Here is a 19,067-nt window from a genome sequence, read left to right on the forward strand (position 1 = left end):
GAGATTTTGTCAACTGCTATAATGCTTCTCCTCGTTGATATTTTCTATATTCCAGCTTCTCTAAAATCTCAGATACATCCACTTCATTTGTAAACACAAGCATGTTAACAACATCAATACCTGCTGCTTCATATTCTGATAAGTCAATGGTTAACATTTTTTCACCTTTTTTGATTTTTTGCCCTTCACTAATATGGCACTGAATCCCTTTCCCTTTAAGCGACACAGTATCTAATCCAAAATGATATAGTATCTCAATGTTTCTCGGTCCGATTAATCCGATTGCATGTTTAGTTGGAAAAACATTATTGATTTTCCCTGTGATAGGTGATACGACAGTGACAATTTTTTCATTTGGTACCATCGCAACCCCTTCTCCTAAAACCTTTTGTGAAAACATTGTATCCTTCACCTTATCAATAGGAATCAGTTCTCCTTGAATCGGTGCCACAAGTTCAATTTCTTTTTTTTGAGAGAAAAAACCTTTTAACATCTTTTTCACCTTTCTATATCTTCTATACTTCTAATTGATGGATAAATACACTGTTTTTTATTAACCTTATACTTTCCGACATACTCTTGCTTATCCCACATCTTATCTTTTGATATAATCTGCCATTCATGAAGTTGTTGTTCCAATTCTTTTGCAATTTTTTCATACCTTTTTTTTCCGTATAGATTATTTTTTTCATACGGATCAAAATATAAATCATATAACTGCATTTGCTCCTTATTATGGTCTTGCCATCCAGATTCAATTAATAACGACTTTGCATCTGATTCGTCGCAATTGGAGAGATTATATTTTTTCCAGTTTGTATCCAAAAATTTTATTAAGCGATACCTTTGGGTTCGAATACTTCGTACCGGTTCATAAGAAGTATGAAAGTTTTGTTCGCAAAACACTTCTTTACGGTGCGTCTTTTTAGGACTGGATAATAATTCATAAAAACTTTTTCCTTCTAAATAATCTGGTGGCTCCAACTGAAGTATATCACATAGGGTTGGAAACCAATCGATTTGGGAAATCAGTGCATCGCTGATTATGCCATGCGTTTTTTTATGCTGCGGGCTTCTTAGCACAAATGACACCTTGGTTCCAGCATCATTGAGATTCCCTTTAGCAAATGGATTAGCAAGTCCATGGTCAGTTGTATATAGAATAATCGTTTCTTCATATATTCCTTTTTCCTTTAAGGCTCGAATTACACGTGAAAAGTTTTCATCAAAACGATATAAGGATTCATGCAACTTTTGTGTGTCTCTTCTGTTGGTTTCGTTTGAATGTAGAGTATGAGGTATATGAACGTTTTGATTTGCTGCGCTTTTACATTGGTTAATATCAGGATACTGTCTATGTGTTGAGAACAGTCCATAGGACAAAAAAAATGGTTGCTCATGAGAATAGTTACGAATAAACGCTTCTATGTTTTTTGCATTTTGCTCATCCCAATCCATATAAGCATTCCCATCATTTATTTCGCCATCATATGAAGTGATATTTAATTCATATCCTAGGTGTTGAGCACTCTTATACGCTACTTCTTTAGGAAACCAAAATTGTTCTTCATGTTGAATCCCTGCCAACACTGTCATATATCCATTTCTTTGCAAAAACCAAGCCAAATGCTCGGTTGGTCTGTCTAGAGAAAAGCCTCGATGCGCTAAACCAACCAAACCATTATTATGCGGATATTGTCCTGTCATCATGGCTCCCCTGCTTGGGGAGCATGTTGGTGACACGCAAAAGACATTCTGACCAACAAATGCCTCTTGCGAAAATTGTTTTAATGCTTCTGTCGGAGCATCAATTCCATAAGCACTATTATATTGTCCTGTATCATGGGTATGAATCATTACAATATTCATGATTATACTTTCTTCCTTCTAAGGTAGATGGTTGTCAGTACAAAAGGTACACTTAAGGTGATTAAGCTTTGTATAATATAAATGGTCAAATCACTACTATTGCCAATGTAATATAACAATCCGGGTATTCCAGCGGTTCCCATACCAGGTGCTGCCAAGTGTGTGATTGCACCAAACATACCGCCAAGTCCACTTCCTAGCATTCCAAATAAAAACGGAATTCCATAGACAAGGGTCACCCCAAAAATTGCTGGTTCTGTTATCCCAAACATCGCGCCCACTGAAGCTGTCAATGCATTAGATTTAATCATTTTTTCACGTGCAAAAACCGCAAAAGCCAATGCCGCACCCGCTTGTCCTAGAACTGATGCATTACGAATAGGTTGATACATATTCATTCCTGTCTCTTCTAAGAAGTTAATGTCAAGTATCCATAACCCATGATGCATCCCTGTAATAACTAACGGTTGTTGTAATGCGCCTGTTATGAATCCTCCGATTCCATAAGGGATAGTTAATACAAATTCGTAAAACATGATTATAAGTTCTTCAGCATATTGTACCATTGGACCAATTCCAAACAAGATGACAAACAGTGTTATGGTAAATGTAAGTATTGGTGTAAAAATCATATCGACTACATTGGGAACAATTTTACGCACTTTATCTTCCACAAAAGCTAGTATCCATCCTCCCACTACAGCAATAAGTATGGATCCTTGATAACCTTTTAGAAAAAAATCAATCCCAAAAAGTTGAACATTGAGTGGTTCCGCCAACCCCCGTCCTACGGCACCACCACTAGGTAGGTTACTAGAAATCAACATCATCCCAAGGACAAATCCCATCGCTGGGTTTCCACCGAATTTTTTAGCAGATGACCATGCGACAAGCGCTGGAAGGACTGCAAATCCAGTGTCAATTAGTATCGCAAAAATTTTATACCATGCGCCATCCGTCGCCAGTATTCCCGCACTGGTAAAGTATGTTCGAACACCCATCAACAAACCACTTGCAATGATAACTGGAATAATCGGTATAAAGATATCTCCAAAAATTCGACTTAATCTTTGAAAAAGATTACCACCTTTTTTTTCAATTTGCTCTTGCCCTTCAACATCAAAAAACTGTCCTATAGCTTTATACACTTTATTGACAATTCCCGTTCCAAGTATGATTTGCAATTGCCCATTGCTATCATTAATTCCTTTGACAAATTCAATCTGCTTAAGCATTTCTTCATCAACACGTTCACGTTCTTTTAAGTCTAAACGTAAGCGCGTCATACAATGTTGTATGGAACGAATATTGTCTTTGCCCCCTACAGCTTCAATAATTTTTCCCGCTACATCTGCATAATTGGCCATACCATAAATCCTCCTTTTATTTTTTAATCCAAATAGGTGATGTCCAAGCTGTATCACCATTTGTTTGAATTATTTTCACATAAAAATTATCTTCACTACGATAAATTTTATTGATCGGATATTGAATATTTCTCTTATAACTCTTTTCGCTATATGCTTTATGCATTAATATTTTGTATGCATTATGCCACCAAGCATCTTCTCTATAATAATCATCAAATCCAAAACGCTGTGATAAGAGCACTTGCGCCGTATCTAGTTCTGCTTCCAATACAGCTTGTTGCAACAAGGTTTTTATCGGTACACTATAGTGCTTATCATTAATGGTTATCTCCACATTATTTTCTATATGGTCCTTTACTTCTATAATCAACGATTGGTTTTGAATATATGGTGTCAGGTAATTTTTTTGCCCTAACTTATTATTGCCATCGCTTCGTTTGACGGTATGAAATCCACCAGTGATTTCACTTTTAGATTGTTGATTAACTGTTGAACCCGGAGATGTAAAACACTTTTCAACATCTATAATTTCACCTTTTGTCTTTATTGAATATGTCCATTCTCTTTCAAAAATCTCCGAAAACACTCTTGTATCCGGTCCCCAACCACATTCAAGTTCAAACTTGAACTGTATTTGTCCTTCAAGAGACTTGGGCTGCACTTCTTCCCATGTAAATGTTTTTTCTTTATATCCATTACGATATATTTCTATACGATCTATTTCACTCGTTCCCACAACATTAACTTCTAATAGGTTGGTCGCTTCGCTTTGGATTTCTTCTCCCATTAGGTGTCCATTAATTCTAAAGTCGACATCTATTTTACTGCGGCTAACCCCATAGGTATGTCTTTTTTTTATGTTCTCAAATATACACTCTCGAGTATACTCTTGTGCATAGACTGCAAAAAATCCGTTGCCACTAATCGCTGGGTTTGTATGATTATCTCCACTCGCTATAACGCCTGTTTTTATTCCATTTTTCAAAGCATGGCGAAACGTTCCCTCCTCTCCTCGTGGCCCCATATGTATATGAACATTTAAGGGGATTGATGCATTGCTTGCCTCTGAACTTCCGTGGGATGAATAGATTTCCATAATTGGAGAAAAAACCGCATCATGGGTTTCCCAATTTTTCCCTCGATGCCCACTTTTATATCCCGTATGATGCGGAATACCAATGACCCGTTGATTTTTGAACGCTTCCTTTAACTGGAGATATGACAAAGGCATAAAGATATCGCCACTTTTTTCTTCAAAAAAGATATTATGATCACCATCCGAACCATTCCCTTGCCATTCATAAGCCGGATAAACAATAAAGTCACTTTCTTTATGTTGAATGTATTGATTGATTGTTTCCATATCTTGATTCATCTGTGTCTGCGAGAGCGTATCTTCAAATTTAAATCCATTTTTTTCATTAATAAAATATGGATAGTATACCGGCGCCCAAAAATCAAGCATTTCTCTTGCAAACATTTCCCATTGCATTAAATCCTTTAAATCTTTACTGTGAATATTTGTGTGAAAATCTGACCAATATGTCTTCATAATCCGCTCCTTTACTTTAAGTTCGGCCAATAGCCCTGGTTCTTTATCTTTAACGCATCTAGAATTTGACGTGCAGTCGTCGCATCCCCGATTGTACGATTTAATGTTAACGCTTGAAAAGCAGCTTGATCATCTTCATTGATAAATGCATCCACTGTTAATTTTTCGTATCCGTACTGAACTTCCATGAGTGCTTTTTGAAATGTTGGAATCTCCCCTACAAATAACGGCTCTATTCCTCTAGAACTTACAATACATGGAACTTCAATCATTGCTTCCTTTGAAAAATTTGAGATGATGCCTTGATTTTTAACGATGAGTAAAAATTCTTTTTCTTCACTTCCTGTCAACGCTTTGGCTAGTTCTACAATATAGGTTCCATGTACGCCTTTTTCTAAACTACTTCCTTGCACCGTCTTATTCTTAATAATTTGTTGACATAATCTTTCCACACCTTTTAGTCGATGATCCATAACATAATTTGCTCGAGTATATTTTGGATTCTCTTTTTTCACAACACTTTTTGGATATAAATAATATTGTAAATATGTGTTGGGTATAAACGCATCAAAATCCGATACCATCTGATGCAGCATTTCAAACGTCTCTTGCCATCCACTATCTTGTGATAATTCTTCTGGCATAACCCTCGCCTCTCTAAGTCCGGCTCTAATTTCATCTAGTCGATCATTACCATTCATATCATAAATATTAGTGAACCATCCAAAATGATTCAAACCAAAATATCGTGCTTTTAATTGATTTCTTTTTAGTCCCAACCGTTCTGCAAATCCATCCATAATTGCAATAGGCATATCACATATATTAATCAATCGCTGATCGTTCGGGAAAAAGCGTTGTGTAGCTTCTGCAACAATAGCTGCCGGATTTGAGTAATTTAAGATCCAGGCATTAGGCGATAACTTTCGAATAGCTTGTACCAAATCAATGATGTCCCTTATTGATCGCAACCCATAGGCAAAACCACCTGCTCCACAGGTTTCTTGTCCAACACATCCATAACTTAGTGGTACCTTTTCATCGTGTTCTCTCATCTCAAAGCCACCTGAACGAATTTGCATAAATACGAAGTCTACTGACGCAAATGCTTCTTCTTTATCTGTTGTCATTTTTAGCTTTACGTCTGGCATCAACTCATAAAACATGACTTTTGCCGCCTCATATATATATTCCATCTTTTTGGTTTCAATATCAAAAAGTCTTACTTCTGCAATTGGAAATTCATTATGATAATCACATAATGTTTTTATCATAGGTAGTGTATACGTGCTTCCTCCTCCACAGATTGTAATTATATTATCCATATATGCCTCCTTAATCTTTGTTTGGATTCACTCTTTTTTCTATCTGAAAGTATATACAACATATACATATTTAACAACACTTTGCGAAGACTAAGGAAAAAAGTAACAAAAGACGGAAATTAATTCTCGATTGAATTGTTGATTCTTATTTGCTATAATACTTGTCATAGCATCTATTCACAGAACACAATTTAGATTTAGCGGAGGCGTTATTATGGACACGATATATATGAAACTTACCCAAATGACCAAGGCTGACAACCTATCCTATACAACGCTTGCAAAACATATACTTGAATCCGATAATCCCAAAAAGTTAAAACTCAAAACACTTCAGTTAAACTGTCACGTATCTAACGCTACTATTTTACGATTTTGTAAAGCACTTGGTACCTCTGGATTTTCCGAGTTAAAATATCTGCTAGCTCAGGAACGGGAACAAAAAAAAGAGTGTTTAATCACTAAACACTCTGAACTATTTGAAATGTCAACAGAACACTTTGACAATATAGAGGCTTCTTTTATTGCTACAAGACGCCTTCTATCTCCTGATTTACTTGAAACGATTGTTGAAGTATTACATCAATCAAAGGTGATTAATATATACGCCCTCGGTGGTACATTTCTCGTTGCTCAAGATTTTGAGTTAAAACTTGATCGCATTGGAAAGTTTTGCAAATCTTATAATGATAAGAATTTACAGTTTTTTGCTTCTAAAAACTTAACTGAAAATGATTTAGCTATCGGAATTACTTATTCTGCCAAATCAAAAAGTGTTATTGACAGCTTAATTGTCGCAAAGGAACAAGGTGCCAAAACCCTCTTAATAACTTCAGAAAAAAACACGGAATTTGAACATTCGATTGATTTTATTGTCTATATTAATTCTACAGATCATATTAACCGCTTAGTTACAACAACCTCTCGTTTAACAATGCTTTACATAATTGATCTCATCTATTATCGGTACATTAAAAAAAATCAAACCTACATCGAAAAAAAATTAGCTCATAACAGCTATTTATAACTTTATTCGGCTGTCAAAAGCGCGTAACTCAGCTTTTAACGTCAATGGAATCTCTAATGCATCTATTATTTTATTAAAATGCTCGCATTCCTTAATTTGCTGATAATCAAAAAGACTATTGTGTAAAATGATTGCATAGCTTGCCTTAACAAAGAGCATTCTCGATTTTTCATAGTTTTGCATCTCAAAATATGCGAAGGCAGCATAGTAATACGGATAGTATATCCTATCGTACGAGTTAATTGTCTCTTGATATCCCACTATCTTTTCCGTTTGTTCTATAATCTCTCTGTGCTTTTTTTCAAAATACAAAAGTTCTAATTGATAGATCATATAGCTGTGAAAGGGTTCTTGATATTTCTTAAACGTCCTTAAATCTTTTATCAAGGCATACCCTTCATTATAGTATTCTTGTGCCTGTTTTATTTTTCCAAGCTTAAGATAACACATAGAGGTTAGTTTATATAATCTAGACAAAGTAATATCCATAATATTCAACTTTTGCTCTCCAAAATAAGATTCTTGAATATTATGGATTATTTGATCGTAGCCATTATTTTCATAATATTGTGTTTCTAAATCAATTGCTATTATCTCATGACATAGAGGCTCCTTCGTATAGTCGTTGCACTCTTTTGCTTCTGATGTCATTTTAAATAGCGACTGTATATCTCCTCGTCGACGTTGAAATACAAATTGTTCCGAAAAAAACTTAACACTCGTTGGATCATCAAAGCCTAATAATTCATAATATTCAAATAAATTAATCATTAGCTTCTGGTTAAACTTATTAACAATATCTACTGATGGGGTTCTTTGATCATTTTCGATCATATAGACATACTTCTCCGAGCAAATATCTTGTGCTAGATTTTGCCTTGTCATCCCCATTTCTTGTCTTCTTTGTTGGATAATTTTTCCAATCATATGAATCATTCCCCACACTAACACTACTGTCATTATTCATGAGTTAATTAAAGAAATAATATCACATTCACTTTTTTTATCCTACGGAACAATTGTTACTATATTATTATCTAATATGTATTCTCGACTATATATGACAAAGCATTTTTTTCCAATTCTTTTTTACCTGTTGTGACGTCATAGGTGATATCAACAGTTATCCACTGCTGAGTTTCTTTGATGTACACTTGATTCCATGCATGGTATTGATCAATATCATCTTTACGTCCCATGATAAGTTTTGTTGGAATTCCTTGACTTCTTAGCATTGATGCATATAAAGAAGCATAGTCATAACAAATCCCTTGTCCTGTAGCTATTGTCGTATCAATGTTTGGCAAGTAGCTTGGTGTAAGTTGATTTTCTTTATTATAGTCATAAGCAACATTATCATAAATATAATCATAAATTATGCGTATTTTTTCTTGATCAGTTGTCGCCTCTTTTGTAAGTTCTTCGGCTTTTTTAATAGCTACATCGTCCTTAGACCACTCGACTTTTTGGACTGATTGTAAATATAAGACTGTCGGATCTTCAAGTCGTAATGTAACTTTTTTTGTTTGAACCACTTTGTATTGATTCCCATTAATCTTTTTTAGTGCATATAACGTATACTCTCCATTACCATGTTGAAGCGGTAATTGTGTTAAGCCTTTTACTATGTAGTCGGTATTTTTATTCTCTTTTGTTATACGTACTGCCATTGTACCGTCAACGGTCGCATTAACACTTACTACACCTTGGCTAAGTTTTGTAAAATCAAAGTATTCTGTTGAAGCATCAACTGGTAACATAAATAGTACAAACATTAATGTAATATATATAATGAAGTATTTCTTTTCTTTAAACATAAAATCTCTCCTTTCGGTAACTGGCTGCCATCTATAAAAAGGAAGGCCCTGTAGTTTTGCGTCCTTAACTTTCGTTAAGTTTGCCTTTATCGGTGGAAAGCACCAATAAATCTATTATTAATATGATATCTCTATTATAGCTTGTTTTCAAGTAACTGTAAAGCTATGTGCGATGAACTTTTTGTGAACCTATTGGCTCATGGACTATTCGATCCGTTTCCCTTTAATGATCAATCGATGTGTTGGATTAATCATCGGTTCACATGTGATTAAGGTTATCTCTCCATCACTTTCATAAAAAGTGTCAAGTACATACATATCTTGAGGTTCAACATATAGCTTTTCCTCCACTTGATAGGTATAGCTCCCATCTTTTACTTGCAAAGAAATAAGATCATCTTTTTTCAGCTCGTCTAAACGATTAAAATTTTTTCCAAACGTATGGCTTCGATGTCCAGCTATAATGTAGTGTTCTTGTACATCCTGATTTTCTATATCACTCTCTAAGCTTGCCAAGGAGATATTTAGGTTTTTTTCTGTTGCGCCTCTTAAAATTGGTAAATATAAGTCAATGGAATCGATTTCAAGCGCTCCCATCATATTATTTTTAATATATTCTTGACGCTTTTGTTGCCTTTGAGCTTCTTCTTCTTGTTGCTTTTCTAATTGCCTTTGAGCTTCTCTTTTTTCTTCTTGATTCAGGGCGTTAATCTCTTCTCGAAGCGCTTGCTCACTTTGTTGGTCAAGCGTCTCTTGTGTACTCCCTAATTCCTCTAGTTCTTCTTGTTCTAGCCCATCTTCCGTTGGACTCTGGTCTATAACACTCAATTGCTCTTGCCATAACAACAAAAGCTCTTTTTGTTGACGCATCTGCTGCCAATCTTCATATCTGGGATACATCAGAACAGCCAACCCACCAAGAATCAAAAATGTTGAGAATATTTTTAATTTCATTATATTTCTCCTTATGAAAAGAGCAGAGATAATCTCTGCTCTTTGGTTATCTTATTGTATACGTTTGCGAAGGAATAATCCAGACAAGATCATTATAAGTCCCATGAGGTTATATACACGTCGACTTTCTTCTCCCGTCGCCGGCAATTCTTCTCCAGCCCCTAAAGGAATTTCTACATTGATTTCAATAAGCTCTTCTGTTCCATCTTCATGAATAATGATGAAACTGTCTTTTCCTTCATATCCTGGATCCGGTGTATACTTCCAATTACCTTCCGGATCAAATTCAACCGTTCCGTTTGTTGGCGGTGTTTTCACTTCAGGTATTGGTTTTGTCGGATCTGTTGGGTCCGTTGGGTCCGTCGGGTCTGTTGGGTCCGTTGGATCTGTCGGATCTGTTGGCTCCGTTGGATCTGTTGGGTCCGTTGGATCTATTGGCTCCGTCGGATCTGTTGGATCTGTTGGCTCCGTTGGATCTGTTGGCTCCGTTGGATCTATTGGCTCCGTCGGATCTGTTGGATCTGTTGGCTCCGTTGGTTTTGTCGGTCTACCAGGATTTGAGCGTCGTTGATTTTCTAGCGTCATTGTATACGTTTGATTATTTTGTGTAACTTCAAAAGGATATTCCGTCTTATCTAGTACGTATCCACTTGGCGCTTCAATTTCTTGATAATAATACACTCCATACTCAAGGTCATTAAATGCTACTTTTCCATCTTCCGATGTCTCACCTTGTGCAATAAGGGTTCCGTCTTGAGTATAAATCCCAATAATTGCACCTGAAAGTGCTTTGAGCGTATTACGATCTACTTTTTGTATTTCGACATTTCCATGAATTCTTTCATTCACCACCGGGTCAACTTTTATAATTTTTTGACCCTGCGTAGCTATTGAGACTTCCCATGTCTGGCTTGAACCGATATAGCCAATAGGTGCTTTTGTTTCTTTGACAACATAATTGCCATGTCGAACAAATTCAAAAACCACTTCTCCCTGAGCATTACTTTGGGCAACATATAATGGATTATTAAATTCTTGATCATTCACATCAAAAAGTGTAAACTCTGCACCTGCTAAAGGCTGTTGATTATTATCCACTTTTTTAAATTCTACGCTACCTTTTATCGGTTCATTTTCAACAATGAATCGCTGAATAGGTGCATTGTAGTCTTGGATTGTGACTTCTAGGACATCTGTATTAAGGTTGTAGCCAATTGGCGCTTCAACTTCTTTTAGCTGATACGTCCCATGGGCAATGTCTTTAAACACAATTCGTCCTTGTTGGTCTGTCGGTTCTGAAACATATTTTTGTACACCATTTTGTTCTAATACAAACTTCGCTCCCGCAAGTTTATTTTGTGTATCTTGGTCAACTTTGATAATTTCAATATCTCCAATAATCTTATGATTAACTACTGGTAAATCTGTTCGATCAATGTTTTGACCATCTTGTGTAATTGCAACTGCAATTTTTTCACTTGAAGGTTCATAGCCAACAGGTGCCAAGGTTTCTTGAACGTAATAATTTCCATATGCAATATCACTAAAAGTTACGATCCCACTTGCATCTGTTGTCTCTGTTAGCACGGGGACATCGTTCATATCAAAAAGCGTAAATTCAGCATCTGCTAGAGCTTGTCCTTGCTCATCAACCTTTTTCAAAGAAATTGTTCCTTTTTTGATGCGGTTAACTACATCTGCTAATTCAATCGTTTGACCATGATCTGTTTCTTCTACAGTCACATTAAGTACAACCGAGGATGCTATATAACCCTCAGGTGCTTCTAATTCTTTCACAGTATATTGTCCATAGGCAACGTCTGTGAACAGAACTTGACCCATATCATTTGCAATAGCTTCTTGTACTAATACTTCTGCTTGATTATATAGACCAAACTTCGCTCCACTTAAAGGCTTATTGCTATCATCTACTTTGGTTAACTGTATATTTCCTATTACACTTTGGTTTTCAATTTCCTTTAGGTAGACCTGTTCTGTCGCTTCTTTTTCTACTAAAACAGGAATACGCGTTGAAGATAGCAAGTATCCTTCTGGTGCATTGACCTCTTCAATATAATAGGTTCTGTCTAGTGGCAAGTTGATGATATGTACTTCTCCATCGGTTGTTTGGAATGTTGTATTTCCATATAAGTATTCAATATCATTAAAAATGTACCACAGCTTAAACTCTGCTGGTGATTGAGTAATTGTCTGTCCATGTTCATCTTTTTTTACAAGATGAATCTCACCTCTATTTGGTACAACTTCTCCACCTACAAATGAAAATTGTCGCGCGGATAGTTCTTGTGTTTCTACGGTTTGTTCTACAATTTTATCTCCTGAAAATGCAACGGTATTATTGACCATACCATCGGCAGCGACAACCACCGTTGTATAGGTAACCTCATATATATGCTCTATGGCATTTAAAAAGTTGACCTTTAACGTCGTCGTTTTGTCGACTTGATTATATGCACTGGAAAAAGTATATTCTGTCGTATCAACCACGTGTTTTTGACCGTTATCCACTCTATAAATTTCTAATGAATCCGGCTTATATGCCAATCCTGAACTTAGTGTATCTTCAAATCCAGCATTATCAATGATAGACAAACTTTCATTGACCAAAATCTTCCAATCCAGTTCATCATCTGTATACACTTTTGTCTCATTTGTCAGTGCTTCTTTATCAATAAATGCATCATACGAATCATAGCTTACTGATGTTTGATAGGTCCCTTTTTCCTGAACCCCTTCATTTACAACCGCTGTATTCACATAGACGCCTTCTGATATCTCAGGCACACTTGTCAAGTATTCAATGACATATCGTTGTGTCACCGCATTATTAAACTCAAGTGTAAACGTCGTCTTATCTGTCGGATCCATAATAATCGTGTATTCACTTGCTGGAATTTCACCCAAAATGGTTGTTGTTCCATTACTAGCTACATCATAAGTATATACTCGAATACTCGCCTCATCGATAACTCCGTCATAACCCAACGTATCCACAACTGAAATATCATTACCTAGATATTGGTTCAAATAGTTGATATAAACTTGCCATTGAAGTAATCGCTCGTTACCACTGTGCCAATCAGATACGATATTTTGATTCGCATCTAAACTTACTAAGCGTCCCTCTTTTTTTCCGCTATTCCATGAAGAGTCAATTACTTTTCGTGAAACTGATTTTGTCGTATCAATCACATAGTCACTCTGCGTTTTTCCACTAAATGCTGCTCGGTTAATATATGTTTGATCTGCACTTGTATTGTCTTCTATTCCTTGTTCCGGATCATAAGTTGTCGTGTAAGTTATAGTTAAACTTTCATTGAGGTACTCTGAGGGTTCATTAACATCAATTATAAGTTCGAGAACAAACCCTTTTTGATACCCTGTCACTCCATCTAAGGTATTTTCCGTTAATATATAGTCCACGCCTTCTACTAAAGGTGTACTTCCACGCTTAACATTGAGCGTACTCTCAAGAAGTTTTAGCCCTTTGTTTGGAAAAGTATCTGTAATTGTAAGCTCTTTTATCGGTTCCCGCTGAGGATTGACTTGAATTTTCCAATCCATTGTTTTTGCATTGTAGTCTATGCCAACAAAAGATTTACTGTATGTATTTTGCGGAACTGTAATTGGATACGTAGTATCAACACCTGTTCCAACACCAGTGTCACCTTCTAATGTGGCGTCATTGACAAATTGATTCACTGAAAAATCTGTGATTGTTGTCGTATATTCAATCTTTCGATAGGTTTGAATATTGCCTAAGTTTATCGTTACTGTAGTACCTGTTCCCGGGGTATCAACAACCAAAACATCTCCCGGAAGCATTGCTATAGCATCACCATTTTCATCATACACCTGAATATTTGCGCTATCTATCGACAATCCCTCTGGAATAATATCTGTAATAACCGCATTGTTGATGCTTTGATTTGCTTCATTAATATGCACTGTCCACTTTAACTGCTTATCTGTATACGTCACTTGTGAACGCCCTTCTTTACGCAAAATAGCATCTCGTTCGACCCAGACATCTGCTTGTGCCGTTCCTAGTTCTATCGTCCCATTTTTAAGGACTGCTGTATTTGTAAACAAGTTGTTTTGCAGATAGTTTCCACTGTTAATCAGTGCATAGTCAATTGATGTGTCAAATTGGATTCGGTAAGCTTCATTTGATGCAATCGCTCCTAGATTAATAGGAAAAGCGGTCGCTGTCTTGTCTGCTGACAATGTCGCTATCCAATTCTCTCCATCTTTAGACAAAGTATATATCTCAATTGATGATGCATCCACACTTAATCCAGCCGGAAGATTTTCTTCGATAATTGCTTCATCGATTGTTCCACCCGCTTTATTAACGTCAATCATCCACTCAATTTTATCTTCGCCAATATATCTGCCGCTTTTTTCAATAAAATCACTTCGAAGTAATTGATCTACCGTTGCTTTTGCCGGCAGATTTTTCGTTCCATATGCCAACGTTGCAGCATTTTCAAACGCTGTTTTTGAGTAGTCGTCAATGATGGTTACGTATTCAACACGATAACCACTGTAAGGTAAAAGCGTATCAAACTCTATCTCAAAAGAAGATGCATCCACCGTTATAGCCGCCCCACTCGTCGCTAATGTTCCGACATTGGTCTGACCATTGTATCCGACATTCAAATTATACACTTTGATTCCATCGTCACTTAGGTGAACCCCTGCCGGAAATAAGTCTGTAAGCGTAGCATTGCTAATCTGAGTTTCTTCATTATTAAGTACTTCAATACTCCAAGTTATTTCTTTGGCATCTTTGTTCGCATCAGGTTCACCAAATTTTTCAATTGCCGTCACTTGCTGAACCGGTTTAACTATAACTTGTAGGTTTTTGTTTGTTGCGTCTTGGAAAGGTATTCTTTGAATAACGTTATCACTGAACTTTGTCATATCAAACTCAAGTCCAAATCCTACGACTCCATTTTGTACTGTTTGATCTTCAATGGCTTCATTAAACACAAAGGTTAATACACCACCAATCAAGCTATAGGTTCCGACTTTTGTTCCATCATTAAGTATGATATCTAGATTCTCCCAATCACGATCAAACATAAATGCATCTGGAACTGTAATTTGTGACCAATCGCCTGTTTTTGCATCTTTGTGCATTGTATCCCAAGAATATTCAAGATATACTTGTGTTCCATCAACCACTTCAATTACATCATTGTTTTGAATATCCTGACCGTCTTTGCCACCTAGCTTTAATGATTCAAATGTGAATATGTTTCCTAAATTCTGTCCTGTCCCTTGAGCATAAACTCCAGTCGAAAAAATAGGTGCCCATAATTGAACTATCATCATCATGATAATTAAATATGCACACCTACTTCTAGTTTGTCTTTTTATTGTCTGCATAGTTCCACCTCTTCTTTCCCATACAATAGGATATTGATAAAAAGATGGTATCATATTAATACAGATATTAACATGGAACAATTGTTACTTAATATTTATTACACTTAACATTCTATGACAATGGATACATTTTCAAAAAATCATCTCGTAATTCATCTGTTACTTGAGGTAAATTTATCAGGCTGTTAAACAAAGGATTCATTCGGAAAAAATACACGTCATTAGGAAAAGGAAAAATCAAAAGAAAATTAATGGTTTTTATTATCCATTGTTGACTTTCCTGTATGTTCTTTTTCTGGTAATAGCCACAGGCTAGATAAAAAAAGGTTTGATGTATATTCTCAAGATGATTCATGTAATATTGATATTTTTCCAGTCGGTGGCCAATATCAATGACTGTATCCGGTTTATTCAACGATAAATTTAATGTCAGTTGATTAATCATCGCTGCAACCGTCACTTGTGCATAACGACTTATACATGATTTGGGCTCAATCAATGCGCAGGCACGCTGGGACATATATCTTGATTGGGCATATTCTCCTACCATTTGATAGCAAATTGAAAGAAGCAGCTTAAAATTAATAATGCACAAATCATCCATATATTTTCGATCGACGGAATCAAGGATTGCTTTGATTTTTGCTATCCCCTCTTGAGGTTGCTCTTCATATAGTACGAGATAACTTAGTTCATTAAGGACAACCTCATATTTCCAAGGCAATGTATTAAAATCGGGAATCTTCTTAGCTTCCAGTGTCACTTCCATAAGTTCGACTTGATTATTGTTCTTACGGATGGCATTCATCTGCATCATGTATTCACGCACCCGAATCGGATCTAAACAATCCAAATATTCATAATAAACAAAAAGATCAACGCCTAATCGATTACCAAGCAAACGAAGAATTTCTGTTGATGGAGAACGTTCTCCCTTTTCAATTAAATAAATATATTTATCTGTACAAATATTGTGGGCTAACTCTGAACGACTTAGCCCATTTTTTTCTCTATATTGCTGTACAACCTCTCCAATGTATCCCATCGTTGCCTCCTCGTTGGCCTTTTTATAAATCTATTTTGAAAACAATTCAAAAAACCGAAAATCATGTTTAATAATATGTCCGATGATGATTTCTTGAATGATATATTTGGCTAGATCTATTTGCTCTAACTCTCCTTTGTACATCGCTTCCATTAAATATTGCATGCTTTTCAGCAATTCTTTATGAATCTCCTTGTGCTCTTCAAGTTCAATATACCTGTATTCATACAGCACTTTTTCTTCATTTGAAAAATGTTCTACCATATGTACACAAATTCTTTCAAGAAGCTGTGATGTTTTTTCAAAATTGTCTTCCATAAAACAGTTGACAATGAGTTCATTAGATAACGCAATTAATGAATTATGCTCATAATCGACTTCTTGATGTCCACTTCTAAAAAATGGCCCCCACTCGATACTAATCGGCAATCCACCTTTATACATGAATACATTCTCATTGCTAATGACTTTATTGCGTCCTGTAAGTTTCGCTAAATACAGCGAATTATCTACACGCTTAAATATGCTTTCTGCATCATCATCTGCCAACCACTGAGTTGCTCCAAAGCTTGCAGTAATTTGCTTGAAAGCATTCACTTGTATAGCTGCAATACTACTACGTAATTTTTCCGCAACAATCCCAGCTTCATATAACTCTGCTCCTGGTAAAAACACAGCAAATTCTTCTCCACCCCATCGACAAATTATATCGGTGTCTCTTAATTGGCCCTGGAGTGTTGTTGCTACTTGACACAACACTTTATCTCCTTCTAAGTGACCAAACTCATCATTAATCTCTTTAAAATGATCCAAATCCAATAAAATCATTGAAAATGTTTTGTTATCTCGACGCCCTTCGCGAATGCGCTCTTCCAAGAACTCAACAAAAAAACGACGATTGTATAAGTTGGTCAAACTGTCTCTAGTTGCAAGTTCATAAAGCTTTTTGGTGCTTTCACGCTTTTCTATACTCAACATTCGATTACGTACACAGGCGGTTAGTCTCAATAAAAACAACTTAAAATTAAAGGGTTTAATCAAGAAATCATCTGCCCCAATATTCATGCCATAAGGAATGGAAATCCCTTCACCATAAGTTGTGATAATAATAATAATCGCATTTTTATTTTGTCGTCGAATATGGCGTATTAATTCTTGTCCTGTAAATTTTGGCATAACTAAGTCAAGCAAAAACAAATCATAGTCTGAAATCTGCTTAAGCAAATCATTGGCTTCTTGATAATAGTCCGCATTATTCACTTGGCACCTTTCAAAATAGCTTCGTATAACCTCCAGTGAAAAACGACTATCATCTATAACCGCTATCTTCATACTTTGTAAGTACTTTATAATCTCATATTCATTCAAAGAAAATAGAAAATACTGATATAATTCTTCTTCTACATTATCTGTGGTTTCTATAATTGCTGATACGCCCAAGTTGTAATAGTTGATTTTAACCTTAAAATCCATATCTTTTGTCAAAATAATACAAGAGGTTAAGTCAGTTAATTGTGAACTTACTTCCCATACAATTTTTTCTGATACTGTTGTTATATGAGAATGTTCAATCAAAATAAGCGCTGCTTCGCACAATAACTCTTTTTGTTGTTCCCACAATATAATCGGTAATTTAATTAGCTCTACATCTAGTTTTTCTGCGATCGTCTCTCCAACAAAATCGTTTTCAATATTATGCGTTAAATATATGACTTTCATAATTCCTCTTCTTTCCTGTAACGATAACAATCCATAACCTCTCTCTATATTATATCGTACTCTCATCATAGATTTCTATGGAACAACTGTTACTATTCAAGATTGATTATTTAAATCATAAAGCTTTTGATTTTTATTGTCAAGTAATATAAGTTCTCCAATGCATCTTTGCTACAAATATGCCTATGCTCTAAATAATGGTATATCTACTTTTTGGCAAGTATTATACAAGGAATCGATTGTTCAACGTCCAATGGGGTTTTCAAAAAATCTCCATACGCATCTATCGTATGAAAACCAACCTGTTTTAGCGCACTCAATAGTTCTTCATATCGAATAGGTAAAAGGTTTACACAATTATCAAATGTCTGTCCTTCTACCTTTAATACAGATTGAAAGGCAATTTTATGCTCTGTGTGCAGATAACTATATTTTCTCTCAAAGGACAACCCCAATGCTTCGTCATATAGTGTTGGTAATCCTTCAATCTTTTGATCTAAAACACGGTCATAATTGATAATCTGAAACAATAAGCGTCCCTTGGGTTTTAATATTTCATAACACTGCCTAAAAAAGGTTTCAACCTCTTGATGGTTATCTAAATGTACAATGGAATTGCCTAAACAATAGATGAAATCAAAGTTCGTATGCAGGGTTTTAATATCAAGCATATTCATAACATGCGCATCTATATTGCTCTCTCTTTGCTTAAGCATCTCAATCATTGTCTGATCAAGGTCAATAGCCGATACGTTATGCCCTCTTCTTTCAAGTTCCATAGCATAACTTCCTGTCGCACAGGCCACATCTAATATAGTTGAAGGCGTATATGGCACTTGTTCTTCCAACAATTTTAACTTTGCCTGTTGTAACGGAAAAATATTATCATAATATTTTGCAATCTCATCATAGAATTTTGACATAGTTTACCTCTTTTCTTACAATACATTCGCTATATACATTATAACATATAT

At 35.6% G+C, this 19,067-nt stretch carries 13 protein-coding genes and 1 riboswitch; of the genes, 1 reads left to right on the forward strand and 12 read right to left on the reverse strand.

Annotation, left to right across the window (positions count from 1 at the left end):
- Positions 1-16: 16 nt before the first annotated feature.
- The 5 genes from QBE53_13335 to QBE53_13355 are packed head-to-tail and all read right to left on the reverse strand — an operon-like array spanning position 17 to position 6,116.
- Complete coding sequence (locus QBE53_13335; protein WZL80774.1) at positions 17-493, reverse strand: glucose PTS transporter subunit IIA; 477 nt, start codon at positions 491-493, stop codon at positions 17-19.
- A gap of 5 nt (positions 494-498) precedes the next feature.
- Positions 499-1,869, reverse strand: coding sequence for a sulfatase (locus tag QBE53_13340; protein WZL80775.1), 1,371 nt, complete (start codon positions 1,867-1,869; stop codon positions 499-501).
- Positions 1,870-1,871: 2 nt separating this feature from the next.
- Entirely contained in the window at positions 1,872-3,236 is a 1,365-nt protein-coding gene (locus QBE53_13345; protein ID WZL80776.1) for a PTS transporter subunit EIIC, read from the reverse strand.
- Between the two features lie 16 nt (positions 3,237-3,252).
- Positions 3,253-4,791: a DUF3604 domain-containing protein gene (locus tag QBE53_13350; GenBank protein WZL80777.1), complete on the reverse strand. Its 1,539-nt coding sequence runs from the start codon at positions 4,789-4,791 to the stop codon at positions 3,253-3,255.
- 11 nt (positions 4,792-4,802) lie between these two features.
- Positions 4,803-6,116 (reverse strand): 6-phospho-alpha-glucosidase, encoded by a 1,314-nt coding sequence (locus QBE53_13355; GenBank protein ID WZL80778.1) that lies wholly within the window; start codon positions 6,114-6,116, stop codon positions 4,803-4,805.
- 214 nt (positions 6,117-6,330) lie between these two features.
- Between QBE53_13355 and QBE53_13360 the strand changes: the two genes are divergently transcribed.
- Positions 6,331-7,143 (forward strand): MurR/RpiR family transcriptional regulator, encoded by an 813-nt coding sequence (locus QBE53_13360; protein ID WZL80779.1) that lies wholly within the window; start codon positions 6,331-6,333, stop codon positions 7,141-7,143.
- On the opposite strand, the gene QBE53_13365 is transcribed toward QBE53_13360, so the two are convergent.
- The 7 genes from QBE53_13365 to QBE53_13395 form a co-directional block, all read right to left on the reverse strand.
- The gene (locus tag QBE53_13365; protein ID WZL80780.1) at positions 7,138-8,070 is read right to left on the reverse strand and encodes a helix-turn-helix transcriptional regulator; all 933 of its coding nucleotides are present in this window, start codon (positions 8,068-8,070) and stop codon (positions 7,138-7,140) included. The genes QBE53_13360 and QBE53_13365 overlap by 6 nt on opposite strands.
- Positions 8,071-8,180: 110 nt before the next feature.
- On the reverse strand, positions 8,181-8,960 hold the full coding sequence (locus tag QBE53_13370; protein ID WZL80781.1) for a transglutaminase-like domain-containing protein: 780 nt from the start codon (positions 8,958-8,960) through the stop codon (positions 8,181-8,183).
- A gap of 12 nt (positions 8,961-8,972) precedes the next feature.
- A riboswitch (cyclic di-GMP riboswitch) is annotated at positions 8,973-9,055 on the reverse strand.
- Between the two features lie 109 nt (positions 9,056-9,164).
- Positions 9,165-9,914 carry a class D sortase gene (locus QBE53_13375; protein ID WZL80782.1) on the reverse strand — a complete coding sequence of 250 codons (750 nt, stop codon included), beginning with the start codon at positions 9,912-9,914 and terminating at the stop codon, positions 9,165-9,167.
- A 51-nt stretch (positions 9,915-9,965) separates the two neighbouring features.
- Positions 9,966-15,329, reverse strand: coding sequence for a SpaA isopeptide-forming pilin-related protein (locus tag QBE53_13380; GenBank protein ID WZL80783.1), 5,364 nt, complete (start codon positions 15,327-15,329; stop codon positions 9,966-9,968).
- A 112-nt stretch (positions 15,330-15,441) separates the two neighbouring features.
- Entirely contained in the window at positions 15,442-16,374 is a 933-nt protein-coding gene (locus QBE53_13385; protein WZL80784.1) for a helix-turn-helix transcriptional regulator, read from the reverse strand.
- Between the two features lie 30 nt (positions 16,375-16,404).
- Positions 16,405-18,093 carry a diguanylate cyclase gene (locus QBE53_13390; GenBank protein WZL80785.1) on the reverse strand — a complete coding sequence of 563 codons (1,689 nt, stop codon included), beginning with the start codon at positions 18,091-18,093 and terminating at the stop codon, positions 16,405-16,407.
- A 206-nt stretch (positions 18,094-18,299) separates the two neighbouring features.
- Positions 18,300-19,016, reverse strand: coding sequence for a class I SAM-dependent methyltransferase (locus QBE53_13395; protein WZL80786.1), 717 nt, complete (start codon positions 19,014-19,016; stop codon positions 18,300-18,302).
- Between the last annotated feature and the right edge of the window lie 51 nt (positions 19,017-19,067).

Source organism: Vallitaleaceae bacterium 9-2 (genome assembly GCA_038396585.1).
Taxonomy (GTDB): domain Bacteria; phylum Bacillota; class Clostridia; order Lachnospirales; family Vallitaleaceae; genus UBA1351.